Origin of the sequence: Buttiauxella selenatireducens (assembly GCF_031432975.1) — a bacterium.
In the GTDB taxonomy this organism is placed as follows: Bacteria; Pseudomonadota; Gammaproteobacteria; order Enterobacterales; family Enterobacteriaceae; genus Buttiauxella; species Buttiauxella selenatireducens.
This window is the reverse complement of record NZ_CP133838.1, coordinates 2,764,595-2,790,337: the sequence shown is the minus strand read 5'-3', so window position 1 is coordinate 2,790,337 and position 25,743 is coordinate 2,764,595. Positions and strand designations below refer to the sequence as shown.

The following is a 25,743-nucleotide window of genomic DNA, read 5'->3' as shown; positions in this document are numbered from 1 at the left end:
GACCAGCTTTCCGATTGCTGGTCTTTTTTTATCCGTGATTTAACACTTAAACCGCATAGGGTTTGCCCAAGTCCCATCGCGACTGCCAGTGCGCAATATACTGCCGAGTCACGTCTGGCATATCGTTTATCACGACGACATTTTCTGAGTTTTCAGTCTCGGCGGAAGGGGCGAAGTTAAACGAGCCCGTTTCGACGGTGCGATCGTCAACGATAATCGTCTTGTCGTGCTGTATGTGGTAATGCCCGTCAATTCGTAGTTCAACCCCGTGGGACGCGACATACTGCATCGTATTCCTGCTGGCTTTAACCTGATTGCGCCTTTCATCCACCACAACACGCACGTTAACGCCATGAGAGTGTGCATTTACCAGTGCCTGTGCGATATCTGGAGCCTGGAAAGAATAGCCAATCATTTCTATCGACGTGTGTGCCTGATTTATTGTCTTCAACACCAATTCACGCGCAGAACCTTCAGGCGAGAAACCGACCTGTACGCTAGGGGACGAAAATGCTGTTAATGGCAGCAAGAGAGCGGAGGCTATTGTCAGGAGGTGAAATTTTTTAAGCGCTGGCATTCAAAAATCCAGATTGACTGGGTTGGGGTGAATAAGTTTAACGTTGCTCGCGTACTTTATGTCTGACAAAGAATGTATTGAAAATACCAGGATTAGTAAGAGGCTGTAACACTCACAATCAAAGGCACAGGTTCATTCAATGACAACCTTTTCTCTGGGCCTGGACAACAGTATTTTCACCAGATCCGTAAAGCTGACGGGTTTGTAAAAATAGTATCCCTGAAGAAATGTGATGTTGTGTCGGTTCAGATATTCCACTTGTGCCAATGTCTCAACGCCCTCCGCCACAATGCTTAATGACAGCCTGCTCGCCAGGTCAATAACACAATCAAGCAGTATGGTGGACTCCGCATTTTCATTCACTCTACCCACGAAACTCTGGTCGATTTTAATATAATCAATTTGTAAATCATTGAGATAAGAAAGCCCAGAATAACCCGTACCAAAATCATCCAGTGCAATGGCAAAACCACTGTCATGCAGGATATTGAGTTTAGTAATGAGTTGTTCGTCGACGTTTAAAGGTTCCCGTTCAGTCACCTCAATCACGTGTGTCAGATCTTTGCATTGGAAACTGTCACGGTATTTCATGCAGTCATCGAGGAAAGCAGGGGAATTAATATGCGTGGCGCTAAAATTGATCCCGAGATGAAAACCTTCAGGTAATTTACTGGTAATGGCATTCATATTGGCAATGACCTGTGCCATCAGGGACTGAGTTAACTGCACAATCAGACCTGATTTTTCGGCAATCGGTATGAAGGACGCCGGTGAAATAAAACCGGCTGTCGGGTGTTTCCACCGAGCCAGAACTTCCACTCCCCGAAGCGTTCCTGTTCTGCCATTCACGATGGGTTGATAAAAAGGCACAATCTCGCCGTTATCGATGGCACTGCGTAAAGTGTCTTCTGGTGTGGTGTATTTGTTGAAGTATTTATGTAAGGCATATGCCACGGCGCAGGAGATCAGCAGAATAAACAGCAGCATTCCAGCCCCCTGGTCAAACAACCGTTGTAGGCTGAAAAATGCAGGATGGTTATAGGCGACCCTGAACGGATAATTGTTTGACTGCACAAAACCGTATTTTTCATCGCTGCTGGAATGATCCTTAACCGCACCAGTAAGGCCAATGGCCCGGCCATGAACCACCAACATGAAATGGGTATTTTTAAGTGAGGTGTTCAGTGCATCCCGAATGTGAGAGTCACTGATGGTCACAATAATTTTTCCTTCCTGTATAGACGTCTGGTAAAGCAGCACAGGCAAACCATTCAGGCTGTATCTTGCCTGAACAAGCGCGAGCAGGGTGTCAGGGAGTTCGGCTATGTTAGCCAGCAACAGGCGATTTCCGGGGAGAGAGGAACACCATATTTTGTCATGCTTAATAATCAGAATGGTTCTGAGATGGGGTTCTAACGCAGCTTCAGTCCCGAGCCGGTATTGCGCCTCTGATGTACATTCGGCTTTAGCGATAGCCATTCCTTCCTCGGTGGCAACCCGCGCTTCTTCAAGGATCCCGTCAATACTTTTAGCGGCTCTCACGGCTCCAGCGGTGTTTGCGAAACCAGCAGAAAACCAGAGTTGCAGGTTCAGAATGAACGTGCCTGTAAGGAAAAATAATATCGCGGTGATGAGCGGAATGACTGATTTTTGCATAATGCTCTCTGAGGAGAAGAATTAATTGCATGCCAAACGTGAACATTCTTCCGCAAAACAGACGGGTATAACTAGCATGGTACAAAGCGATAAATAAAACAGCCCCCTTTGGCAAATCCATTGATATATCCGCCATTCTTCAAATTGCTTATGCGTTGGCTGCGCATTAACAATAAGGTATTAAAAAGGGGAGTTTCCTCCCCTGAATACTTACTGCAGCGACTTTATTGCCCTAATTAATCGCTTCACGCCTTCTTCAAGTTTAACGCGTGGGCAACCGGCATTCAGGCGCACAAAGCCTTTTCCTTCCTCACCGTACGTATATCCCGGCATGATGGCGACTTTTTGCTGCTCAATCAGCGCTTTTTGCAGCGCGTTGTCATCAATGCCCAACGGACGTAAATCAATCCACGCCAGATAGGTGGATTGGGGTGGTTGCCAGTTGAGTTGTGCAAATTCACGGTTCAACGTGTCTGCCACATAATGAAGATTGCCTTGCAGGTAAGTGCGCAGTTCGTCCAGCCATGCAGCGCCTTCCTGATAAGCAGCAATATGGGCAACCACGGCAAGGATTGCCGGCGATGACAGCCCATCCTGACCTTTGAGCACATTCAGATACTGCTGGCGTTCATTCGCGTCGTTGATCAGGCCATATGCGCCGGTTAATGCCGGGATATTGAAACTCTTGGAGCCGGAAGTGAACAGCGCCCATTGGCCTTTGCCCACCTCGCACCATGGTGTATGAACGTGGCCTTCCCAGATCATATCCATATGAATTTCATCACTGATAACTCTGACGCCGTGTCGCTCGCACAACGTTGCCATGGTTTCCAGTTCTTCGCGCGTCCAGACCTTCCCGGTCGGGTTTTGCGGGCTGCACAAAAGCATGATTTTGCATTCAGGTTTAGCCAGTTGCGCTTCCAGTGCAGCCATATCGCACATCCAGCCGCTGTCCGTTTTATGCAACGGCGCGCTAAAGACCTGGCGCTGATTCCCTTCAATCGCTTTGTAAAACGCGTCATAAGCTGGAGTATGAATAAGTACCGCATCACCTGGAACTGACCACTGGCGAATCAGCTGTGAAACCATATAGATAACGGACGGGCCGTAAACCACTGACTCTTTATCAATCACGCTGTTAAAACGTGTCTGATACCAATGCGCAATCGCACCAAGAAACTCGTCATTCTTCCAGCGGCTGTAACCTAAAACACCGTGAGATAAACGCTTTTGTAATGCATCAAGAATGACCGGAGCGGTCGGGAAATCCATATCAGAAATGGTGAAGGGCAGGAGATCGGCGGCGCCGAAACGGTCTGCGACATAATCCCACTGGGTACACCAGGTTCCATGTCGGTCAACGGGGGTGGAAAAATCGAACATATCACCTCGCAACAAATGGGCGCCGGAGCGCCCACTGTGATTTACGCCTGAGCAGTTTGCATCAGATGCGCCATTTCATCTTTTACCGACTGGACCTGCGGCCCAATCACCACTTGCAGATTATGTTGGTTAAGCTGCACCACGCCAATGGCACGCAGGTTTTTCAGTGCGGCACTGTCCACCAACGACATATCTTTCACTGATAAACGCAGACGAGTGATGCAGTTATCCAGTGAGACAATATTGTCTTTTCCGCCCAGCGCTGCAAGGATTGCAGGCACGTTGTAACCGGATTTCCCTACCTGACCCACAACTGCTTTTTCTACCGCGCTTTCGACATCACGACCTGGGGTTTTGATATTGAAACGGGTAATCGCGAAACGGAAGATAACGTAGTAAACAGTGAACCAAATCGCAGCCACAACCGGCACCAGGTACCACTTGGTGGCCAGACCGTGCAGAATACCAAATACCACGAAATCGATGATGTTACCGTCAGTATTACCGATAGTAACGCCCAACACGGCCATTACAGTAAAGCCAAGGCCGGTCAGCAGAGCATGGATGAGATACAGAACCGGAGCCACAAACAGGAACAGGAATTCCAGAGGTTCAGTTGTACCGCCGATGACGCAAGCAATAACGCCGGAAATCAGCAGGCCTTTAATTTTGTGACGATTTTCAGGGCGAGCACAGTGGTACATGGCCAATGCAGCACCCGGTAAGCCGCCAAGGAACGCTGGCATTTTACCCTGAGACAGGAAGCGAGTCGCACTCTCCGCAAAACCGTGAGAAGTCGGGCAGCTCAATTGTGCCTGGAAGATAGTTAACGCACCGCTCACGCTGTGCCCGCAAACATCCAGCGTACCACCAGCTTCAGTAAAGCGAATCAGAGCCACCAGAATGTGGTGCAAACCAAACGGCAATAATAAACGCTCGCCAGTCCCGAAGATCATCGGACCAAATACGCCAGCACTGTTGATCATATTGCCCAGCGCGTTGATACCCGCAGCAAATACCGGCCAAATCAGCGGAATCACCAGACCCACCAGCCCCATCACCAGGGTAGTGATGATAGGCACAAAACGAGTACCGCCAAAGAACGCCAGCGCATCAGGCAGGCGGACATTGTGGAAACGTTCATGCAGCAGGAAAACAATCACCCCGACAATCACCGCGCCCAAAATACCGGTATCGATGGACTGAATACCGAGGATATTCTGGATGTTGTTCGCCTTCAGAATAGCGGCGTCAGTCGTCGGGAGAATGCCTTTTGCGGTCAGCCAGAAGTTTACCGCCAGGTTCATGACTGCGTAACCAACAAAACCAGCAAACGCAGCGACACCTTTGTTCTCGCGTGCCAGCCCTAAAGGAATGGCGATACAGAACATGATTGGCAGGAAGCTAAATGCAAACGATCCAACTTTGCTCATCCAGACAAATATGAGCTGTAAAACGGGATTCCCTAATGCCGGTAACAGCGTCACCACATCATGGCTGCTCAGCGAACTGCCGATACCCAGCATAATGCCGCAGAACGACAGCAGCGCCACGGGCAACATAAAGGTTTTGCCAAGGTTTTGAAAAAACTCCCAAAGCGTAATTTTTTGTGGTGTATTAGCCGCCATAACGACTCCTTGACCTTGGTTGATAAATGGGTAGGGGAACAAAACGAAGCGGATGATAAAACGTTTTACCAAGCTTTATTGCGCGTTAGCTCACAGATCCAAATCTCGGTACAGGGCCTAATATACGCATTAAGATAAAACGTTTTACCCCACATTTAGTTTCATGGAGGTTTCGTCTTTCTAATGACGACTCAGGAAAAGAAAATCACCATAAATGAGGTTGCTGAAGCGGCTGGGGTATCTGTTACCACGGTTTCTCTGGTACTCAGTGGCAAAGGGCGCATCTCCCCGGCGACAGGAATGCGTGTGAACGAAGCCATAGAAAAGCTGGGATTTGTACGTAACCGGCAAGCCGTCTCTTTGCGTGGCGGCCAAAGTGGCGTTATTGGCTTGATCGTGCGCGATCTGTGCAATCCTTTCTATGCAGAACTGACTGCGGGCCTGACTGATGAGCTGGAAAAACAGGGGAAATTGCTCTTTCTGACACAAAGCGGCGGTCAGGGCCAGCATATGCAGCGCTGCTTTGAGACACTGGTTTCACAGGGCGTGGACGGCGTGATTGTGGCTGGCGCGGCAGGACAGGGCGCGGATATGCGTACGGTTGCGGAACAAAAAAATCTGCCGCTGGTCTTTGTCTCGCGAGCCAGTTATCTCGACGATGCCGATATTATCAGGCCGGACAACATGCAAGCCTCGCAGCTAGTGACGGAGCACCTGATCAAGCGCGGCCATCAGCGTATTGCCTGGCTGGGCGGTGACGGTTCTTCATTAACGCGTGCCGAGCGTGTCGGCGGCTACTGCGCAACCTTGCTGAAATACGGTTTGCCTTTCCACAGTGAATGGATAATCGAATGTGAACCCAGCCAGAAGAAGGCGGCCGATGCAATAACTACGCTTTTACAACATAACCCGACCATCACCGCCGTACTTTGTCACAACAGCACCGTAGCGATGGGCGCGTGGTTTGGTTTACTGCGCGCCGGACGGCAAAGCGGTGAAGGAAGCATCGACAGTTATTACGACCAACACGTCGCATTGGCCGCATTCGCCGAGGTGATGGACGATGAGTTGGATGATTTACCGTTAACCTGGGTGTCGACGCCTGCACGTGAAATTGGCCGTAGCGCCGGGCAACGGATCCTGAAACGCGTACAAAACGACAACGAAGAAGTTCGCAGCCAGATAATGCCCGCGAGACTGGTGGTACGGAAAAGTTAGCGATGATTTTTACAAGGGCTGGAGGTCATTGACAGACGCGCTGAGCCAGACGAAAAAGCCTCCACGAAGGAGGCTTTTACAGAGACAAAAAGTCAGTATTACTGCTGCGGTACTGCTGGCGTAGCAGGAGTTGCAGGCGCTTCCAGTTCTGGCGCTGGAGCGGATTGATCGTCGATGCCTGGCATGCCGAACATACCCAGTAAATCACTTAGCGGCATTTTTTGCCCATTCAGCGTTACCTGGCCATTCGCGTATTGCAGGCTGGAAACCACTTTGTTGTCTTCCATTGTGGTCACACGGAACATTTGCCCCATCGCAGCCAGGCCTTTGATTTGCTGTTCAGCAAGTTTAGCGGCTTCGGCTGGCTGGTAGCCTTCAAGCTGGGCTACCTGAGTCATAAACGCAGTTGCCATATCCACTGGGATAACCAGTTTGCTATCCAGCGATTTCACGACACGGTTCAGTTGCTCTTCCGGCGTGGTTGGCTCGGTCGTCGTCAGGGCAGGGTCTTTCAGGAACAGCGAAAGATTAAAGCTACTTTCACCTTTTGCATTCTTCCAGCTTAATGGTGCCACGGTGATCACCGGATCCCCTTTCAACAGCAGAGGCAGGTTAGCGGCAAACAGTTCGACAATTTGCTGCTGATAAGCTTCTGGATTCTGTGCGGTTGCAGGGTCTGCCAGCAGTTTTTGCGACTCAGCATTGTACTTATTGCTGAATTCCTGAACCGCTGCGCCATCGAGGTTACCGATTTTTAACGTTAATTTGCCGCTGCCAATATCCTGGTTCTGCACTTTTAGTGAGTTCAGGGTGTAATCAATTTGGCCGGAAAGATGCTTTTTATCTTCCTGCAATTCGGATTTGGCATTGATACTTAAGCCTTCCACAACGGCCATTTCTTTGCCTTCAACGGAAATGGCGAGTTTTTCGATAGACGCTTTTTGGCTACCAATACGCTCGATAAATTCGCTACGGCTGCTATCGCCTTCGGTTTTGATGCCATTAAAGGTCATCTGCACATGCTGGCCATACTCATTGCTGGTATTTACCAGGCCGCTTTGTGCTTCACCGCGAATGGAAATTTTGTCACCCTTGCCATCGACATCCGCTTTGAACTGACCACCGCTGAAAGCGACTTTCTCTTCGCCTTTAACGTAGTCCAGTGGCAGCAAATCGATATCTGAAGAGGTATCACCGCTATAGCCGATACGCGTTTGCGCATCGATAAACGACAGGCCTTTAGTAATATCAAACAAAGGTTTAGTCGTCGGATTGTTCACAAGCGTGGTATGAACGGATGCCATGGACGGCAGCAGATTGAATTTTTTCAGCTGTGCGAAGGGGAACGGGCCATGATCGATGATTTCATTGAAAACGATGCTTTGATCAGGCTTGAGAATCGCACTGGTCATTCCCGCAGTGGGTTTGATAACCAGCTGCATTGAGCTATGGAATAGACCACGATGATAGTCCTGGTAGCTTAGCGTTAAACCTGCTTCTGGCGAGGCTTTTTTCAATACGGCGTTAGCATTACCCACCATCTCCGCCATGCGGCCTTCAAGCTGTTTACCGGTGTACCAGGCTGTGCCCGTCCACACCACACCCAAAGCCACAATGACACCTACAGCAACCAGTGATTTTTTCATTCTGTCGTCGTCCATATTAAGTGCGTCTGCCGGTAGTCCTCCGGCAGACGATTGAAATGCCAGCAGGCATTTAAGAAACGTTTACCCTTCATTCTTCGAGCTGCACGTGCGTTGGCTACGTTCAATCGCCCGAATCACTTACTTGAGTAAGCTCATCGGGACTCATTCTCTTGCCGCCTTCCTGCAACTCGAATTATTTTGGGTATATCCTAAAGAGCTTAGCAATCTATCCATAAAAAATCAGTAAGTTGCTTACAACTCAGATTTTGGAGTAAACGCGCGCTACACGGCCAACGCCGCTGAGAGAAACCGGTGATTCTTCTGCGGAAATAAAGGCAGATTCACCCGGTTTGAGCACCAGTTGCTGTTGGTCTTTACTCAATACCGCTTCGCCTTCGGTACAAAACACGATAGCCGCACTGGTTTGGGCGAGCGGGGTTTGTTGAGCGCTGAGATCGTGCAAAGAGAAGGCGAAATCATCAACCGGAATAGGGAAGTCTAGCTCGTCCGCCCGTTTCACGGGTTGTGTCAGCAATTGATCTGCCGGTTTAGGTTCAAACTTCACGTTTGCGACCAGCTCAGGAATGTCGATGTATTTTGGTGTCAGGCCCGCACGCAGCACGTTATCGGAGTTTGCCATGACTTCCAGCGCGACACCTTTCAGGTAAGCGTGCGGCGTTTCGGCGAACAGGAACATCGCTTCACCTGGCTGCAATTTCACCACGTTTAACAGCAGTGGCGAGAACAAGCCGCTGTCATCCGGGTAGAACTCAGAAATGACACGAATGGTTTCCCACGGCTCGCCCTGTTGGTTGTTTAGCGCGGCTTTTAATACGCCCAACGCGCGTGACTTCTCATCACCTTTCATGTTCAGCAAACTGGCGAAAAGCTGTGACAAACGTTCAGCATTAGGCTCTTGCAAGAAATGTGCGATGGCCGGATGTGCGCCTGAGACAGGCTGCAGCAGCGAAACAATATCGGCAAATTCGCGGAATGCATTCATGGCGAGGAACGGTGTTAAAGCGAACACGAGCTCGGGTTTGTGGTTTGGATCTTTGTAGTTACGCTCGGCCGCATCTAAAGGGATACCTGCCGCGTTCTCTTTGGCAAAACCTAATTCAGAGGCTTTTTTGTTCGGGTGAACCTGAATGGAAAGGGGTTGGTCGGCACACAACACTTTGAAGAGAAACGGTAACTCACCAAAACGCTCTGCCACGGCCTTACCTAATAGCGTGGGCTTGTTAGCATCAATGACATCACGTAGTGAACGCGGTTGACCATTTTCAAGGATTTTTGAGCTGCTTTTCGGATGTGCGCCCATCCAGAGTTCTGCCATCGGCACGTTTTCTGGATTTTGCACGCCATAAAGTTCCGTTAACGCAGTTTTACTTCCCCATGCATAGTTTTGCACTGAGTTGATGAGTTTTTGCATTATCAAGCCCTGTTGTAATCTAGCTAAAGTTCCGGCTATTAAACCAATTATCTGAGATGAAGTAACCAGGGGAGTAAAAAGTCGTACTAGTCTCAGTTTTTGTTAAATAATTGTGTAGCATATTGGCGTGCTAAAAATAAATGTCGTAAGTGAGAGAACAATGTCGAATAAAGCCTTTCATTATCAAGAGCCGTTCCCGTTAAAAAAAGACGAAACAGAATACTACTTGCTAAGCAGTGATTATGTTTCAGTGTCAGAGTTCGAAGGGCAGGAAGTCCTGAAAGTTGACCCCAAAGCCCTCACGTTACTGACCCAACACGCATTCCATGATGCCTCGTTTATGTTGCGCCCCGCTCACCAACAGCAAGTGGCCGATATCCTGAATGATCCTGAAGCCTCTGAAAACGATAAGTACGTTGCGCTCCAGTTCCTGCGTAACTCCGAAATCGCTGCGAAAGGCATTTTGCCGACCTGCCAGGATACCGGCACGGCGATCATCATGGGTAAAAAAGGCCAACGTGTCTGGACCGGTGGTGGTGATGAAGAAGCGCTGTCTCGCGGCGTCTACAACACCTTTATTGAAGATAACCTGCGCTATTCGCAAAACGCCGCGCTGGACATGTACAAAGAGGTCAACACTGGCACCAACTTGCCTGCGCAAATCGACCTGTACACCGTTGACGGTGACGAATATAAATTCCTCTGCGTTGCCAAAGGCGGCGGCTCAGCGAACAAAACCTATCTGTATCAGGAAACGAAGGCGCTGCTGAGTCCTGGCCGCCTGAAAGATTACCTGGTTGATAAAATGCGTAGCCTCGGTACGGCTGCGTGTCCGCCGTACCATGTGGCGTTTGTGATTGGTGGAACTTCAGCCGAAGCCACGCTGAAAACGGTCAAACTGGCATCCACCAAATATTACGACGGGCTGCCAACGGAAGGTAATGAACACGGCCAGGCCTTCCGCGATGTTCAGCTTGAAGAAGAACTGCTCAAAGAAGCGCAGAATCTGGGGCTCGGTGCGCAGTTTGGTGGTAAATATTTCGCCCACGATATCCGCGTTGTGCGTTTGCCGCGTCACGGGGCGTCATGCCCGGTAGGTATGGGCGTCTCTTGTTCCGCTGACCGCAACATTAAAGCGAAGATCAATCGTGACGGTATCTGGATTGAGAAACTCGAGCATAATCCTGGCAAATTTATTCCGCAGGAACTGCGTCAGGCGGGCGAAGGCGAGGCGATTAAAGTCGACCTGAATCGCCCAATGAGTGAGATCTTAAAACAGTTATCGCAATACCCGGTTTCCACGCGTCTTTCTTTAAGTGGCACGATTATTGTGGCACGTGACATCGCCCACGCTAAACTCAAAGAACGTATCGACAACGGTGAAGGCTTACCGCAATACATCAAGGATCATCCTGTGTATTACGCAGGCCCGGCCAAAACGCCAGACGGTTATGCATCGGGCTCGTTGGGGCCGACAACCGCAGGGCGTATGGACTCGTATGTTGATCTGCTGCAAGCCAACGGCGGCAGCATGGTGATGCTGGCAAAAGGTAACCGCAGCCAACAGGTGACGGATGCCTGCCATAAACACGGTGGTTTCTATCTGGGTAGTATCGGCGGTCCAGCTGCGGTTCTGGCGCAACAAAGCATCAAGAGCCTGACCTGTGTCGAGTACGCGGAACTGGGGATGGAAGCTATCTGGAAAATCGAAGTCGAAGACTTCCCAGCCTTTATTCTGGTCGATGACAAGGGCAATGACTTCTTCCAGAAAATACACGCCTCTCAATGTACGCGATGCGTGAAGTAAACATTATAAGCCGCCCATAAGGGCGGTTTTTTTTGCTCAAAATCTAAGGAGAATGAAATGGTAGCCGTTCGTAGTGAATCAGACTCAATGGGCCCAATTGACGTCCCGGCAGATAAACTGTGGGGCGCACAAACTCAGCGCTCACTTGAGCACTTCCGCATTTCCACTGAAAAAATGCCCACGGCGCTGATCCAGGCGTTGGCGTTAACCAAACGCGCAGCCGCGAAGGTGAATATGGATCTCGGCTTGTTGGACAACACCCGAGGTAAAGCCATTATCGAGGCGGCTGACGAAGTGCTGGACGGTAAGCATCCCGACGAATTCCCGCTCGCCATCTGGCAAACAGGCTCTGGTACCCAGAGCAACATGAATATGAATGAAGTACTGGCTAACCGAGCAAGTGAAATTCTTGGCGGTGTGCGCGGAATGGAGCGCAATGTTCATCCCAATGACGACGTGAATAAGAGCCAAAGCTCAAATGACGTTTTCCCGACAGCAATGCACGTTGCGGCGCTGATCGCGGTGCGTGAACAGCTCATCCCACAATTAAACGTGTTGAAAGCGACGTTACAAGGCAAAGCCGACGCTTTCCGCGACATCGTCAAAATTGGCCGTACGCACTTGCAGGATGCGACACCGCTAACCCTTGGCCAGGAGATTTCCGGCTGGGTGGCCATGCTTGAACATAATCTCAAGCATGTCGAAGACAGCTTACCGCACGTTGCGGAGCTGGCATTAGGCGGCACGGCGGTGGGAACTGGACTGAATACTCATCCTGAATACGCGGTACGCGTCGCAAAAGAACTGGCTGAGATTACTCGCCAATCGTTCATCACTGCACCGAATAAATTTGAAGCACTGGCAACTTGTGATGCGCTGGTTCATTGCCATGGGGCATTAAAAGGGCTGGCGGCATCGTTGATGAAAATTGCCAACGATGTCCGTTGGTTATCCTCAGGGCCACGCTGTGGAATTGGTGAAATCGCCATTCCTGAAAACGAACCCGGCAGTTCAATTATGCCAGGCAAAGTCAACCCGACGCAGTGTGAAGCGATGACTATGCTGTGCTGCCAGGTGATGGGTAACGACGTGGCGGTCAATATGGGCGGCGCTTCGGGTAACTTTGAGCTCAACGTATATCGCCCGATGGTGATTCATAACTTCCTGCAATCGGTGCGTTTGTTGGCTGATGGCATGGAAAGTTTCAACGAACATTGTGCGGTGGGTATCGAACCTAACCGGGATCGAATCACACAGTTGCTGAATGAATCGCTGATGCTGGTGACCGCACTCAATACCCATATTGGCTACGACAAAGCCGCAGAGATTGCCAAGAAAGCCCATAAAGAAGGGCTGACATTGAAGGCATCTGCGTTAAAGCTGGGTTATCTGACCGAGGGCGAATTTGATGCCTGGGTCCGCCCGGAAGAGATGGTCGGCAGTATGAAACAGTAAGCTTCATCGCGCCTGTATCTATTCTTCGCAGTAAAGATGCAGGCGCGGGATCACCAACCGCAACGGTTGCGCATCTGGTTTATAGCGATGGCGGATATTATCCGCATCATAATTGAGCAACTCGCCAATATCCGGCGGCATTTCACCGTTGTCAGGATTACACAGGACGACCAGCGGTGAAGGGCAGGCATGCTGAACCTGTTTTTTGCGTTCCTGATACCAGGCTCGGGCCACAGGTTGCACTTTGACGGGGCGCTTGATTTTCAGGCGCGTATTATCCGACAAACGACTGATGTCATTGAGTTCTCGGGTAATTTGTTCAGCCCATTGTTCACGGGTATAGGGTGGCACTGCGCGATTAGCGTTAAGGCTTTTTTCAAGTATCTCGATAACGTCGCGTCTGGAATAGTTCTTAATTATTTGCTTATTCGCCCAGCCAAAATTGAGCGTGCTGGGGTTATCAAGCGACGTGATAGTCCGGTAAGCGTTAAGCGTGATAAGCCCCGGAAGTTGGCGGTGTACCCATTCAAAACGCTGCACGCTGGGTAAACCGGATTCCACACTGACAATATTTTCAAACGCCTGTTTTCGCTGATTGATTCGCTCAATCAGTGCCAGCGTTTGTTCACGTTCTCTCTCATCGACCTGATAACAAACGGCGCCAGGCAAGCGTACAGCGGCTTTGCTGCTGGTTTTCTCCGACTGTTGCTGGATGAACAAGCGCGTAAAATGGGAAAGGGTGGACTGATGTGCCACGTGCCCCAGTAATTGGGTCACTTCTATTTTCGTGACGGCATCATGTTCCTTCCCTTTATCCACTCCAGGTAAGGGGAACACACGTCCCACCAACAATCTGTAACTATCGAGTTGCTCACGAAGTTGATGTAAGTCGCGCTCAAGCTCGCGGAAGGTGCTGGTCAGGCGTTCAATCAAATCATATTTTGCCATTTTGCCACTCGTTAGTTACAACATACTTATGAATTTATAACACAGGGAGATGAACCTGACCATCGTCGTTTCGATGGCCTGGCAGGGAAACATGATTTTTAGCGGCGCGGCGTCACGGAGGCTAACGCTAAAGGGGATTCCGTTTTGATTGGCCAGCTAAAGCGGAAGCGGGCGCCACCCAGCGCACCGCTGTCTACGCCCACCGAACCTTCCATCGCCGTTGCGACAGAATGAACGATCGCAAGTCCTAGCCCGCATCCGCCCGTGGCGCGGTCGCGGCTGGGGTCAAGGCGAACAAACGGTTCAAATACCCGTTCGCGTTCTTCGGCTGGAATACCCGGACCATCGTCCTCAACTTGTAAAATTGCGGTTCTGTTGTCGAGCCACAAACTGATTCGCAATTTCTCATTACTGTAACGCAGCGCGTTATTGACCAGATTATCGGTGACACGCTCCATCAGGCGCAGGTCGATTAAACCAAAATTACCTGCTAATGGTGTATCCAGTTGAATATCGAGCTGAGGATGAATGATTCTGACATCGGCAATGTGCTCATCAAGCCAGCGTGGAACATCCACACTTGCCAGTTGCAACTCCGTTTGCGGGCGGTCGAGGCGCGCGTAAGTCAGCAGTTCTTCAATCAGGGCTTCCAGTTGGCCAATATCACGGTTTAGCGCCAGTGATTCCGCATCCGTCAGGTTGTCGCTCATCTCAAGGCGATAACGCAAGCGCACCAGTGGTGTTCGCAGTTCATGCGCAATTCCGTCAATCAGCATCTTCTTACTGGCAATTTGTGCGTTGATGCTGTCTGCCATCTGGTTGAATGCGACACCTAAGCGCTCAAAACTTGAAGCGCTGTCGAAATGGATACGCTCATCAAGATGCCCTTTACCTAATCTTTGCGCCGCTGTTTCCAGTTTCAGCATGTCTTGCCAATGGGGTCGCATCCAAATAAAAACCGGGAAGGCGAGCGAGATCGCAATAAATGCCATCAATGCCACATCCAGCAAGCGCATTTGATGCAAGAAAAAGAGATAGGGAATCGGGCCGACGGCAAGAACATAATGGCTGCGGGGGATACGCTGAATAAACGTGTATTCGTCGTCGAGGGCGACAATTTCGCCTTCACGCAGATGACGCATGGTTATCTCATCAAGTTTGAACTTGTCCATTGGCTCGATATGGAGTTTAAAGGACAGGTTAAGGTCGAGATCTTTGATGGTGCGGTTCCAGTCGCGAGGCGGGATTTCACGCAACTCGCTGCGCATCAAATACAGCGAGCTCTTCATCAAATCATCCAGCGACTGGCGGCCAGCACGCTCAGCGGTGAATTTGTAAACCAGGCCAACCAGCATGGTCATCACCAGAAAGCAGACGAACAGCAAAAGATAGAACTGAATAAATAACTTTTTCAACGGAAATCACCGGCTTATCAGTTGGTTGGGGCAGCCTCCTGGAGTCCAGGCGCGCTATGGGGACAGGAGTGGCGTCGTTTTAGAAATTTCATGCCCCATCTGGCTGGCTATGTAAGCAGGGTTTGCCCCTGCATACAATATCTGGTGTGCAGAACTCTGGCGTATCCGTGCAGAAAGGAGGGCGCTATACCGTTGCAGCAACCTGTTGATGGGCGAGGCTTGCTTGCTGTCGTTGTTCCTTCAGGAGTGGGTAAACCACGTCTCCCGGTAATGGCCGATAGTAGAAAAAGCCCTGGCACAGCTCAATTCCTGCTTTTTGCACCAGTTCTAATTCTTGCTGAGTTTCGACGCCCTCAATCAAAATTTCACACTGAATCACCGTGCATAGCTTCACGACCTGCTGCAGGAAGTTAAATCCATCGGGTTTGGCTAAACCCAGAACCATGGAGCGATCGAGCTTAATTTTATCCAGCGGGTAGCGTGTCAGATAATGCAACGTTGAGTATCCGGAACCAAAGTCATCCAGCGCAATCTTGATGCCTAGTTCGCGCAGTTTTTCCAAAACTTCTGCGACGCGTACCGGATCCTGCACTTTTTGTGACTCGGTTATTTCAAATTCCAGATTCCACCCGGACGGGAGAGGGGTTGCCATCACCTTGCGCACCAGGTTCGGAAGCCGGTAGTCAATCAGCGTCTGAGGTGAAATATTCACCGAGAGCGTCATCTTCTCGCAGTCAGACATATGCTCGCGGACATAATCCAGAGCATGTTCCATCACCCAGAAATCAATCTCCGGCATCATGCCGGTCTGCTCATAATATTTCAGGAACACCGGTGGAGTGATTTTTCCTGCGTCGCTTTGGTGGCGTATCAATACTTCAAGAGCGACTATTTTACTGTCTGCAATACGCACCTGGGGCTGGAAATAGAGGATGAACTGCCCGTCTCTTTGCAGCTTCTCAATTTGCCGCTGCGCCTCGATATAGTTGTTTTGCTCCACGACATGGCTGTAATTGGGCACCATTTCAAAGTCAGCCGGCTGATTGACTTTCATCTCGCCGGTCAGTAAATCCAGATTGGTGTTTTCAGCGACGGATTGTTTTAACGAGCTTTTGACGAATGGGTGATAAATGATGACCCCAAGGACGAGCAGCAATAGATACACTATTAGCGCACTCACTGAATGGCCGCTGGCTAACCACACTTTAAGCGGTCCAGGCGTTGACCAACTGACGATTTCTGAAATTCGTGGAATGAGATCCATATAGGTCGCGCCGTAGGCCACCAGATAGGCCGTTAACGGTGTCAGGACAAACGGAATAATCATCACGGGATTGAGTACAATCGGGAAGCCAAAAATCAGTGGCTCATTGATATTAAATAACGCCATGGGGGCGGCAATACTCAGCAAACGTCGGTGCGGGCTCTTTGGTTGCATTAAAATACAGATGATCAGGCTTAGCGTGTTTCCGGTGCCTCCGGAATTACACCACATATCATAAAACACCGGGCTGAGAATATTGAGCGCGCTGTGTCCTGCATGCCATTCGCTAATGTTAACTTTTGCAGCCGCAGTAAAAGCGACATCAATGTCCATAAATAGATAATAACCGTGCAAACCAAAGAACCATGGCACACTGCGTAACAGCACATACGAAATACCGTGTAAGAAATCTGTCGGATAAAAATACACCGAAATACGGCTAAAGAAGCTCATCACATTGGTGACGTAAATTTCCGCCCCTAATTTTATTACGCTGCTAAACAGAGCGATAATTCCCAGCGTGATGAAAAAAGAGACAATAGTGATGTTAGTGTTATCATTCCATTGACGGATTTTGAGCAGTTTTTTACTGACAATCTCCTGCAATACATTGCCGATGATTCCTGAGGCTAACGCCATAGGAATACTAATATCGAGGAAAAACTGCGCATTATTATCGAGTATGCGACGGAAAATCATCAAGGTACTGATGCTCAGTGCAATACAGTAAATTTGGGAAAGACGGTTTCTCACGGCCCAGTGTACGGCGATATAGATATTCATCACCAGCGGTGCCAGGGCTAAGAAGCCGATCTGCAATTGCATGAACCAAACGGCGGCGCTGTTGAATCCTGCCGTGTCACAGATGACCGACGCGGTAATCACAAGCCCACGTACAATCGAAAGAGGAACGATAGCCATCGTGCTGGCGATAATGGCATTAGCATAGCGATTGTTTAACAACTTGATCTGACTGTTATTTAAACGACGTAGCAGATTGTTGTAAAGCCACTCTTTTATCACGAAATTACCTAAAGCAATTAAGCTCATTAAGGGTTGTTTTTAAGCAAATAACTGAATTATAAAACTCTGTCATTTTAGTATTCACGGAGGTGCCGAATTGTTTTTCTTGTACATTTGGCTGAGTTTATAATGTCCATAATAAAGCATTAAAAAATTCAGGTTTAATTGTTATTGGCAACATGCTTACAACAAATAATAGCGTTGTATAAACAATGGAATCGTCTGGGGAGTTGTAAATAAAACAGACTGATAACAAAATAAATACATCGAAATAATAAAGTTGATCTTCTTATGAAATATTAAATAAGCGATGTGAGAATAAATATATCGGTAGTGGAATCTATCATATCGAGAGTGAGTGTTTCTATAGTGCAGACGACTTAATTAAACGTTCACTTAGGGTAATAAAAAAGGCAGGGCGCGAATTCGATGGGCTGGCACCGAAAACGCGTAATTTACTGAAGGGGCGACGGCTGCATAATTGAAGCATTTTCTCGATTGAGAAATTTACGCTTCACTCTCCCAGGCATGTGGGGCAAACAGGTAGCCTTTATTACGCACGGTTTTGATTCTGAATGGCTCAGTAGCGCTGTCGTAGAGTTTTTTTCTCAAGCGGGAAATCGCGACATCGACGCTGCGATCTAAGCCGTCATAGGTCACGCCGCGCAGGTTTTTTAGCAACGCATCGCGGTCCATGATTTGTCCCGCATGGGTAGCGAGTTCCCACAACAAATCGAAATCCGCGGTTGAGAGCGTAATGGTTTCACTACCCAACGTGACCTGGCGGTTTACCGGGTCGATACACAACGTGCCAAAGCGCATCGCTTTGTGAGGTTTAAGCGCATTGGTGCTGCTTTCGACAGTAAGTTGTGCAGAGACGCGCTGGCGCAGATGAAGACGTAAACGAGCGAGCAGAACGGCGGGCGGAGTGGTTTTAAGAATATAATCGTTAGCCCCCATTTCAAGCGACAAAATATGGTTCATATCGCTGTCGAGAGAGGTGAGTAAGACAATCGGGCCATCCCATTGCGGACGCAAATCACGGCACAACGTCATGCCATCTTTACCTGGCAACATGACATCCAGCAGTACGAGGTCAGGATTCTGTTGCGCAATAGTCGCTTCGGCGCGATCACCGCGGCTTTCGACAATAACGTCGATGTCATGTTTGCCGAGGTAAGCGGCAATCAACGCTCCTACTTCCGGATCGTCTTCTACGTATACGATTTTGTTCATGGCCAGCACATCGAATCAAAAGGAAAACATACCCTGGTTACACGGTTAACACCATATATGGTGGATAAACAGATTCACCGAAGCGGGCGGCCACCATCCACTGCATGTGTTCGTCCGGTGACGTATTGGCTACTGAGTAGATAATCGACCAGGGCAATAATTTCTTGTTCACCGGGGGCAATTTTCATCAACGATTTGTTGAGCGCTTTCTGACGATATTGAGCATCGTCATGTTCGTTGAACATAATCATCGCGGGTGCAATCGCGTTAACTTTAACTTCAGGTGCCAGCTTACGGGCAAACGAACGGGTCAGATTATCCAGCGCGGCTTTACTGGCGGCATAGGCAATATGCTTGTCGCTTCCGCGCTCAACAACATAATCGGTGAAGTGAATGATGTCGGCACTGGCATGGCCTTGTCCGCGAAGTAAAGATTCGAGGTGAAGATTGAGCAGGTAGGGGGCATGGACATGAATTTGTAGCATTGCTGCCAGAGTCTCAGCGGGCGATACATCCGGTGATTCCGCAAGCCAGGCACTGGCATTATGCAAAATTGCGCGCAGGCCACTGCAATGTTGTTTCACGGCATTAGCAAATTGCTCAATGCCGTCATTACTCGAGAAGTCCCCGTACAAACACACAGCACCGGCTTGCTCAAGAGAATCTACCGCCGCATAACGCGTGCGGTAGCTGATAATCACCGGTTGCTGTTGGGCCAGAAAGTGCTGAGCTAAAGCCAGGCCAATTCGTTTACCCGCTCCGGTAATTAAAATTGGACGTGCGGATGATGCAATCCCCATTGGCGGCTCCTGTTTTCTGACCTGTTTTGTGCGATGAATCGAGTTACTTCACCAGTATCCACGTCGCCGGAAACGCTGCCACCAGCATGAAGACGATGACTGATTTTTCTTTCAAATTCAGCCCAATATCATGCGTATGTGTACTGCGTGTGTACATAAAGACTAATAAACCAGGCGCATACAGTACCACTGAAAGCAGTAAATGCATGGGGCCAGATGCATAAAGCAACCATAAGCCATAAATACATGCACCAAGACCAATCGCCTTATGCAGCGGACGAGTTGCGATTTTCAGCAAATAGGCACCGACAAGGAAGTAGGGCACCAGAATCATTTCTGAAGCAATGGTCAGTAGGGTGTTGTAATCCGACCCGGTCAGCCAAATCAACACCAGGCAAATTTGTACGCTGATATTAGTGAGCCACAGGGACGCGGATGGCGCATTGTTTTTGTTCTGACGGGCAAACATTTTCGGGAAAGCTTTGTGGGTGGCGGCCAGGAAAGGCACTTCGGCTGCCATAATCGTCCAGCTTAAGTAGGCTCCGCACACTGAAACAATTAGCCCGGCGGCGATAATGATTTCACCCCATGGCCCCATCATTTCAACCATCAAACCGGCCATTGACGGATTACGCATTCCGGCAAGTTCTGGACGTGCAATGACGCCCAGTGAAAGCAACGTCACCAGCAGATAAACGCATAATGCGGCAATGACCGCCAGCAATGTGGCACGACCTACATCATTTTTATTGCGCGCGCGGGCAGAAACCACGACGGCACCTTCAACACCAATAAAGACCCACAGGGTAATGAGCATGGTGTTTTTGACCTGTTCCCAAACCGGAACGCCCAGCGCAATCCCGCTGAAGTCGAGCTTAAAGGTCGAGAGTTTAAAGGCCATCGCCGCCAGTACAACAAACAGGCCCAACGGCAGAAGTTTCGCAAGGGTCGCGACCAGGTTGATGCTGGCAGCGGTTTGCACGCCACGCATTACCAGGAAGTGCACCATCCACAGCAATACTGAGGCACCGACTATCGACTGCCAGGTATTACCATCGCCAAACAGACGCAATTCTGGTGTGTCAGTGAAGAAACTCAGCGCCGAGAAAACGATAACCAAATATGAAACGTTGGCGATGACCGCACAAAGCCAGTAGCCCCAGGCCGAAAAGAAACCGATCAGCTCACCAAAGCCCTCGCGCGCATAAGTAAAAATCCCGCCATCGAGATCGGGACGCAAACGAGTCAACACCAACATGGCTAGTGCCAGCAGTAAAATCCCAGCACCTGTAATGGCCCAGCCGATCAGCAACGCTGCCGGACTCGCCACGCTCGCCATGTTTTGCGGTAGGCTAAATACACCAGCACCGAGCATTGAACTCAAAACCAATGCAGTTAACGCAGCGAGGCCAAGCTTCTTTTCCATTGCAGTCCTGTAAAATTCAAAATAGAGCCAGAATAATTATTATGCTTTTGTGCATAAAAATGGTGGGTAACACTAAGGCGCGGGATTTTACGGAGTGTAAGCGCTGCTTGCAATGGCATGAACCACAAAATACGCGGGGAAATAAAAAAAGGGCACAACTGGCCCTTTTTAGGAGTTTTGCTGGGGTGAAAACTTACTTATACAAATCAGCGCTAATCGTCAGGTTACCGCCACGTTCTTCCCATTGACGGGTGATGTGGTAGTACTTCGCGCCTTTCTTAGCGGCACGTTTAGCCACCTGGTAAGACACCTCTGTGCTGCTGCTATAGTGACCCGTGAACTTCACGCTATCAAACGGAACCATTTGCGCCGCAGTCACTTTATTCACTTCTTCGATTTTTGTGCCATCTGGCAGCGTTACGGTGTAACGACCACCTTTAGTGGTTTGTGTTTCGAAGAAACGACCGACATCAGAAGTAGGGGTACTGGTTGTTGCAACACCTGGGATCTCAACGTTTGCAGCGGCCGCGCCGCCCGCTGCCAATGCTGCTTTACCCGCTTCGGAGTTAGCAGGGATCGCATCAGCGCTTTGCAGCACACGTTTCTTGGCATCTTTTTTATAGATGAACGCAGTAATGCGCTGGTTGCCACCGGAGTTGGTGTCGATTTGACGCACGATAAAGTACGAATCCGCACCTTTTTGTTTAGCGGCGCGCGTAATGGCATCGTTAACTTCAGGCTGACTGCGATAAAAACCCTGGATTGTCACGGTATCGAATGGCTCAAGAGCATATGCTTGGTCTTTCGGTAATTCGGTCACGCCATTGATTACGCGGTAATTCTGTTTCTCAGCTTTAGGGGCATCAGTATGATACACGTCTGCAACCACACGCCAGTTACCGCTGCTGCCGGTATCGTTAGTGTCCAACACGTAGAAAGATGCCGCACCCATTTTATCCGCACGTTTAGAAACGGAATTCACCGCTTCACCAATCGAGTTAAAACGGCCAGTGATGGTAATGCGATCAAAAGGTTTAAGAGCAGCAGCTTGGTCCGGTGTCAATTCCGTTGCTGCCTGTGCGGACAGCGTAGTAAGGGAAATCAGTGCTGACGCCAGAAGGGTGGTCTTGAGCTTCATAAAAATAATCCTTCGCCTTGCGCAAAATGAATACAAATACCGCATTCTCTGTGGGTTACCTGTTAGCCGCCGATTATGCATTGAAACACTGCAACTGTCTGCGCCATTTTTCACCCTACAAAGGTTCAGTGCGGATTTTTTCCATAACGAAAATTTATATGTTAATAAAAGAGTGCTTTGACCAGTTAAAGCGGTAAAGCTTACAACTTAATTAGTTAATACAATGTTAAATATGCAATTTACGATGGCTCAGAATCGTGAATTGGGTCGCTGTTAAAGCGGATTATCAGGTCTCACAGATGAAAGTCAGTCGAAAAGAGCTGTCTGAGAGGCTTAACGCTAATCTTTTACGATAATGATACAAATACTGAGATCCTGATCTAGATCACAGGCGTTATTTTCAGTAGGTTATAAAAAGTTTGTTACAGATGTATTTTTCATTGAACGGGTAACGGAAATGACGATTGCCTTGGGTGTTAAACAGGCAACGTGTCTGAATTGCCATGGCAATGTCTGACAAACCATCAACAAAAAATATCAGATGGAAGGGAATACTATGCGTATTGGGGTACCAAAAGAGCGATGGGCGGGAGAATCCCGCGTGGCAGCCACGCCAAAAACAGTGGAGCAATTGCTGAAGCTTGGCTTCACCGTCGCAGTCGAAAGTGGTGCGGGTAAACTGGCAAGCTTCGACGACGAAGCGTTTGTACACGCAGGCGCAACCATTTCAGATACTGCTGACGTTTGGCAGTCTGACGTGGTTCTGAAAGTGAACGCACCACAGGACAGCGAAATCGAGCTCCTGCGTGAAGGTACTACGCTGGTGAGTTTTATCTGGCCTGCGCAAAATCCAGAATTGCTTGAAAAACTGGCGGCCAAAAACGTCACCGTAATGGCGATGGATTCCGTGCCGCGTATTTCTCGTGCGCAATCCCTTGATGCCCTGAGCTCCATGGCAAACATTGCGGGTTATCGCGCAATTGTTGAAGCTGCTCATGAATTTGGTCGTTTCTTTACCGGGCAAATTACGGCAGCGGGTAAAGTACCGCCGGCTAAAGTAATGGTCATCGGTGCCGGTGTTGCCGGTCTTGCAGCGATTGGTGCGGCAAACAGCCTTGGCGCAATCGTCCGCGCGTTCGACACCCGTCCTGAAGTAAAAGAACAAGTGCAAAGTATGGGTGCTGAGTTCCTTGAACTGGACTTTAAGGAAGAAGCGGGCAGTGGTGATGGTTATGCCAAAGTCATGTCCGAGGCGTTCATCAAAGCTGAAATGGCACTCTTCGCGGCACAGGCCAAAGAAGTCGACATTATTGTTACCACGGCTCTGATCCCAGGCAAACCGGCACCAAAACTCATCACACGTGAAATGGTTGATTCCATGCAACCAGGCAGCGTCATTGTTGATTTGGCTGCACAAAACGGCGGGAACTGCGAATACACCGTAGCGGACAAAGTGACTGTCACGCCAAACGGGGTAAAAGTTATCGGTTACACCGATTTACCGGGCCGTTTGCCAACCCAGTCGTCTCAGCTTTATGGCACCAACCTGGTTAACTTGCTCAAACTGCTCTGCAAAGAGAAAGATGGCAATACCGTGGTTGATTTCGAAGATGTGGTGATCCGCGGTGTGACGGTTATTCGCGATGGCGAAGTGACCTGGCCTGCGCCTCCGATTCAGGTTTCTGCGCAACCACAGGCTGCCGCAAAACCTGCTGCTGCACCGGTTGAAGAGAAAAAACCTGCATCACCATGGCGTAAATATGCGTTTATGGCCCTGGCGATTATTCTGTTTGGTTGGCTTGCGGATGTCGCTCCGAAAGAGTTCCTCAGCCACTTCACCGTGTTCGCACTGGCGTGTGTGGTCGGTTACTACGTGGTGTGGAACGTTTCTCATGCACTGCATACACCGTTGATGTCAGTGACAAACGCCATATCAGGGATCATCGTGGTTGGCGCATTGCTGCAAATTGGCCATGGTGGCTGGGTGAGCTTCCTGAGCTTTATCGCGGTGCTGATTGCCAGTATCAATATTTTTGGTGGTTTCACCGTCACTCAGCGCATGCTGAAAATGTTCCGGAAGAACTAAGGGGTAACACATGTCTGGTGGATTAGTTACAGCAGCATACATTGTTGCCGCTATTCTGTTTATTTTCAGCCTGGCGGGGCTGTCAAAACACGAAACATCTAAACAAGGTAACTTGTTCGGTATGGCCGGGATGGGGATCGCACTGGTTGCAACCATCTTTGGGCCTGAAACGGGCAACGTTGTCTGGATTATCGTGGCTATGGTGATTGGTGGTGCCATTGGTATTCACCTTGCGAAAAAAGTTGAGATGACCGAGATGCCGGAGCTGGTTGCGATTCTGCACAGCTTCGTCGGTCTGGCAGCGGTTCTGGTTGGCTTCAACAGCTACCTTGATCACGCGCCAGGTCTTGAGCCGGTAATGGAAAACATCCATTTAACGGAAGTGTTTCTCGGTATCTTCATCGGTGCGGTGACCTTCACAGGTTCCATCGTGGCCTTTGGTAAACTGCGCGGCAAGATCTCCTCAAAACCACTGATGTTGCCAAACCGTCACAAGCTGAACCTCGCGGCGTTGGTCATTTCCTTCGCCATGCTGATTATCTTCGTGCGTACGGAAAGCGTTGGTCTGCAAGTTCTGGCATTGCTGGTGATGACGATCATCGCGCTGGTTGTTGGTTGGCACCTGGTGGCGTCGATTGGTGGCGCAGACATGCCGGTTGTGGTTTCCATGCTGAACTCCTACTCAGGATGGGCGGCAGCGGCTGCGGGCTTTATGCTCAGCAACGACTTGCTGATCGTGACCGGTGCGCTGGTCGGTTCTTCCGGTGCGATTCTGTCTTACATCATGTGTAAGGCGATGAACCGTTCCTTTATCAGCGTTATCGCGGGCGGCTTCGGCACTGATGGCTCTTCTACGGGTGAAGGCGAAGAAGTGGGCGAGCACCGTGAAATCAATGCGGAAGACACGGCTGACCTGTTGAAAAACTCGACGTCTGTGATCATTACTCCAGGGTACGGTATGGCGGTGGCGCAGGCGCAATATCCTGTGGCTGAAATCACTGAGAAACTGCGCGCTCGTGGCATCAAAGTTCGCTTTGGTATCCACCCTGTTGCGGGGCGTTTGCCTGGCCACATGAACGTTCTGTTGGCAGAAGCTCGCGTTCCGTACGACGTGGTTCTGGAGATGGACGAAATTAACGATGATTTCACCGACACCGACACCGTTCTGGTTATCGGCGCGAATGACACCGTTAACCCAGCAGCACTTGAAGATCCTCGCAGCCCAATCGCGGGTATGCCAGTGCTGGAAGTGTGGAAAGCGCAGAACGTTATCGTGTTCAAACGTTCGATGAATACCGGTTACGCTGGGGTGCAAAACCCGCTGTTCTTTAAAGATAATACGCACATGCTGTTTGGCGATGCTAAAGCCAGCGTTGAAGCAATTCTTAAAGCGCTCTAATTTGCGAGTGGTATTCCAAAACCGCCTTAACAGGCGGTTTTTTTTCGCCTGTCCATCACAGGAATGAATGCAACATTACATTCAACCATCTGAATCTATGGAATAATTTAATAGATAAGTCGCTGGGTGGTGAGTAAAATATCGGCGGGTGCTGAAGCTGAATGCTTCGACCCGTATGGTGAAAAGCAGACAGAAAAAAGCCCCGA

General features: G+C 49.6%; 18 protein-coding genes. 5 read left to right on the top strand and 13 right to left on the bottom strand.

Annotated elements, in window-relative coordinates; genetic code table 11:
- Positions 1-46: 46 nt before the first annotated feature.
- The 4 genes from RHD99_RS12795 to malX all read right to left on the bottom strand — a co-directional run bounded on the left by RHD99_RS12795 (position 47) and on the right by malX (position 5,244).
- Entirely contained in the window at positions 47-577 is a 531-nt protein-coding gene (locus RHD99_RS12795; RefSeq protein WP_309874263.1) for a phospholipase D family nuclease, read from the bottom strand.
- A gap of 132 nt (positions 578-709) precedes the next feature.
- Positions 710-2,233 (bottom strand): cyclic di-3',5'-guanosine monophosphate phosphodiesterase PdeG, encoded by a 1,524-nt coding sequence (gene pdeG, locus RHD99_RS12790; RefSeq protein WP_309874261.1) that lies wholly within the window; start codon positions 2,231-2,233, stop codon positions 710-712.
- A gap of 210 nt (positions 2,234-2,443) precedes the next feature.
- Positions 2,444-3,616 (bottom strand): MalY/PatB family protein, encoded by a 1,173-nt coding sequence (locus RHD99_RS12785; protein WP_309874260.1) that lies wholly within the window; start codon positions 3,614-3,616, stop codon positions 2,444-2,446.
- 41 nt (positions 3,617-3,657) lie between these two features.
- On the bottom strand, positions 3,658-5,244 hold the full coding sequence (gene malX, locus RHD99_RS12780; protein WP_309874259.1) for a maltose/glucose-specific PTS transporter subunit IIBC: 1,587 nt from the start codon (positions 5,242-5,244) through the stop codon (positions 3,658-3,660).
- 183 nt (positions 5,245-5,427) lie between these two features.
- Here malX and RHD99_RS12775 point away from each other — a divergent pair, with 183 nt between their 5' ends.
- Positions 5,428-6,462 carry a Mal regulon transcriptional regulator MalI gene (locus tag RHD99_RS12775; RefSeq protein ID WP_309874258.1) on the top strand — a complete coding sequence of 345 codons (1,035 nt, stop codon included), beginning with the start codon at positions 5,428-5,430 and terminating at the stop codon, positions 6,460-6,462.
- A 98-nt stretch (positions 6,463-6,560) separates the two neighbouring features.
- Here RHD99_RS12775 and RHD99_RS12770 read toward each other — a convergent pair whose 3' ends face one another.
- Together RHD99_RS12770 and manA are read right to left on the bottom strand one after the other, a co-directional pair.
- Positions 6,561-8,108, bottom strand: a complete 1,548-nt coding sequence (locus RHD99_RS12770; protein WP_309874257.1) for a YdgA family protein — start codon at positions 8,106-8,108, stop codon at positions 6,561-6,563.
- Between the two features lie 259 nt (positions 8,109-8,367).
- The gene (manA, locus tag RHD99_RS12765; RefSeq protein ID WP_309874255.1) at positions 8,368-9,540 is read right to left on the bottom strand and encodes a mannose-6-phosphate isomerase; all 1,173 of its coding nucleotides are present in this window, start codon (positions 9,538-9,540) and stop codon (positions 8,368-8,370) included.
- A gap of 160 nt (positions 9,541-9,700) precedes the next feature.
- Here manA and fumA point away from each other — a divergent pair, with 160 nt between their 5' ends.
- Together fumA and fumC are read left to right on the top strand one after the other, a co-directional pair.
- Positions 9,701-11,347 carry a class I fumarate hydratase FumA gene (fumA, locus tag RHD99_RS12760; RefSeq protein ID WP_183271609.1) on the top strand — a complete coding sequence of 549 codons (1,647 nt, stop codon included), beginning with the start codon at positions 9,701-9,703 and terminating at the stop codon, positions 11,345-11,347.
- 57 nt (positions 11,348-11,404) lie between these two features.
- On the top strand, positions 11,405-12,802 hold the full coding sequence (gene fumC, locus RHD99_RS12755; protein ID WP_309874252.1) for a class II fumarate hydratase: 1,398 nt from the start codon (positions 11,405-11,407) through the stop codon (positions 12,800-12,802).
- An 18-nt stretch (positions 12,803-12,820) separates the two neighbouring features.
- Here the strand turns inward: fumC and tus are convergent, their stop codons facing one another.
- The 7 genes from tus to ydgH form a co-directional block, all read right to left on the bottom strand.
- Positions 12,821-13,750, bottom strand: coding sequence for a DNA replication terminus site-binding protein (gene tus / locus RHD99_RS12750; RefSeq protein ID WP_309874250.1), 930 nt, complete (start codon positions 13,748-13,750; stop codon positions 12,821-12,823).
- Positions 13,751-13,848: 98 nt separating this feature from the next.
- Complete coding sequence (gene rstB / locus RHD99_RS12745; protein WP_309874248.1) at positions 13,849-15,165, bottom strand: two-component system sensor histidine kinase RstB; 1,317 nt, start codon at positions 15,163-15,165, stop codon at positions 13,849-13,851.
- A 184-nt stretch (positions 15,166-15,349) separates the two neighbouring features.
- A complete protein-coding gene (locus RHD99_RS12740; RefSeq protein ID WP_309874246.1) occupies positions 15,350-17,479 on the bottom strand; it encodes an EAL domain-containing protein in 2,130 nt (709 codons plus the stop codon).
- Positions 17,480-17,959: 480 nt separating this feature from the next.
- Positions 17,960-18,688 (bottom strand): two-component system response regulator RstA, encoded by a 729-nt coding sequence (rstA, locus tag RHD99_RS12735; RefSeq protein ID WP_183271604.1) that lies wholly within the window; start codon positions 18,686-18,688, stop codon positions 17,960-17,962.
- Positions 18,689-18,762: 74 nt separating this feature from the next.
- Entirely contained in the window at positions 18,763-19,488 is a 726-nt protein-coding gene (folM, locus tag RHD99_RS12730) for a dihydromonapterin reductase (protein ID WP_309874244.1), read from the bottom strand.
- A 43-nt stretch (positions 19,489-19,531) separates the two neighbouring features.
- A complete protein-coding gene (locus RHD99_RS12725) occupies positions 19,532-20,914 on the bottom strand; it encodes an amino acid permease (protein WP_183271602.1) in 1,383 nt (460 codons plus the stop codon).
- A 193-nt stretch (positions 20,915-21,107) separates the two neighbouring features.
- Positions 21,108-22,052, bottom strand: coding sequence for a DUF1471 family protein YdgH (gene ydgH, locus RHD99_RS12720; protein WP_309874242.1), 945 nt, complete (start codon positions 22,050-22,052; stop codon positions 21,108-21,110).
- A 556-nt stretch (positions 22,053-22,608) separates the two neighbouring features.
- Here ydgH and pntA point away from each other — a divergent pair.
- Positions 22,609-24,138 carry a Re/Si-specific NAD(P)(+) transhydrogenase subunit alpha gene (pntA, locus tag RHD99_RS12715; RefSeq protein ID WP_183271600.1) on the top strand — a complete coding sequence of 510 codons (1,530 nt, stop codon included), beginning with the start codon at positions 22,609-22,611 and terminating at the stop codon, positions 24,136-24,138.
- A gap of 10 nt (positions 24,139-24,148) precedes the next feature.
- Positions 24,149-25,537, top strand: a complete 1,389-nt coding sequence (gene pntB / locus RHD99_RS12710; RefSeq protein ID WP_183271599.1) for a Re/Si-specific NAD(P)(+) transhydrogenase subunit beta — start codon at positions 24,149-24,151, stop codon at positions 25,535-25,537.
- Positions 25,538-25,743 lie beyond the last annotated feature (206 nt).

Bases quoted from the DNA above. Each gene is read 5' to 3' on its own strand.
- RHD99_RS12775 (WP_309874258.1), top strand. From the start codon at position 5,428: ATGACGACTCAGGAAAAGAAAATCACCATAAATGAGGTTGCTGAAGCG.
- manA (WP_309874255.1), bottom strand. From the start codon at position 9,540: ATGCAAAAACTCATCAACTCAGTGCAAAACTATGCATGGGGAAGTAAA.
- rstA (WP_183271604.1), bottom strand. From the start codon at position 18,688: ATGAACAAAATCGTATACGTAGAAGACGATCCGGAAGTAGGAGCGTTG.
- RHD99_RS12770 (WP_309874257.1), bottom strand. From the start codon at position 8,108: ATGAAAAAATCACTGGTTGCTGTAGGTGTCATTGTGGCTTTGGGTGTG.
- malX (WP_309874259.1), bottom strand. From the start codon at position 5,244: ATGGCGGCTAATACACCACAAAAAATTACGCTTTGGGAGTTTTTTCAA.
- pntB (WP_183271599.1), top strand. From the start codon at position 24,149: ATGTCTGGTGGATTAGTTACAGCAGCATACATTGTTGCCGCTATTCTG.
- ydgH (WP_309874242.1), bottom strand. From the start codon at position 22,052: ATGAAGCTCAAGACCACCCTTCTGGCGTCAGCACTGATTTCCCTTACT.
- RHD99_RS12740 (WP_309874246.1), bottom strand. From the start codon at position 17,479: ATGAGCTTAATTGCTTTAGGTAATTTCGTGATAAAAGAGTGGCTTTAC.
- folM (WP_309874244.1), bottom strand. From the start codon at position 19,488: ATGGGGATTGCATCATCCGCACGTCCAATTTTAATTACCGGAGCGGGT.
- RHD99_RS12795 (WP_309874263.1), bottom strand. From the start codon at position 577: ATGCCAGCGCTTAAAAAATTTCACCTCCTGACAATAGCCTCCGCTCTC.
- fumC (WP_309874252.1), top strand. From the start codon at position 11,405: ATGGTAGCCGTTCGTAGTGAATCAGACTCAATGGGCCCAATTGACGTC.
- tus (WP_309874250.1), bottom strand. From the start codon at position 13,750: ATGGCAAAATATGATTTGATTGAACGCCTGACCAGCACCTTCCGCGAG.
- fumA (WP_183271609.1), top strand. From the start codon at position 9,701: ATGTCGAATAAAGCCTTTCATTATCAAGAGCCGTTCCCGTTAAAAAAA.
- pntA (WP_183271600.1), top strand. From the start codon at position 22,609: ATGCGTATTGGGGTACCAAAAGAGCGATGGGCGGGAGAATCCCGCGTG.
- RHD99_RS12725 (WP_183271602.1), bottom strand. From the start codon at position 20,914: ATGGAAAAGAAGCTTGGCCTCGCTGCGTTAACTGCATTGGTTTTGAGT.
- RHD99_RS12785 (WP_309874260.1), bottom strand. From the start codon at position 3,616: ATGTTCGATTTTTCCACCCCCGTTGACCGACATGGAACCTGGTGTACC.
- pdeG (WP_309874261.1), bottom strand. From the start codon at position 2,233: ATGCAAAAATCAGTCATTCCGCTCATCACCGCGATATTATTTTTCCTT.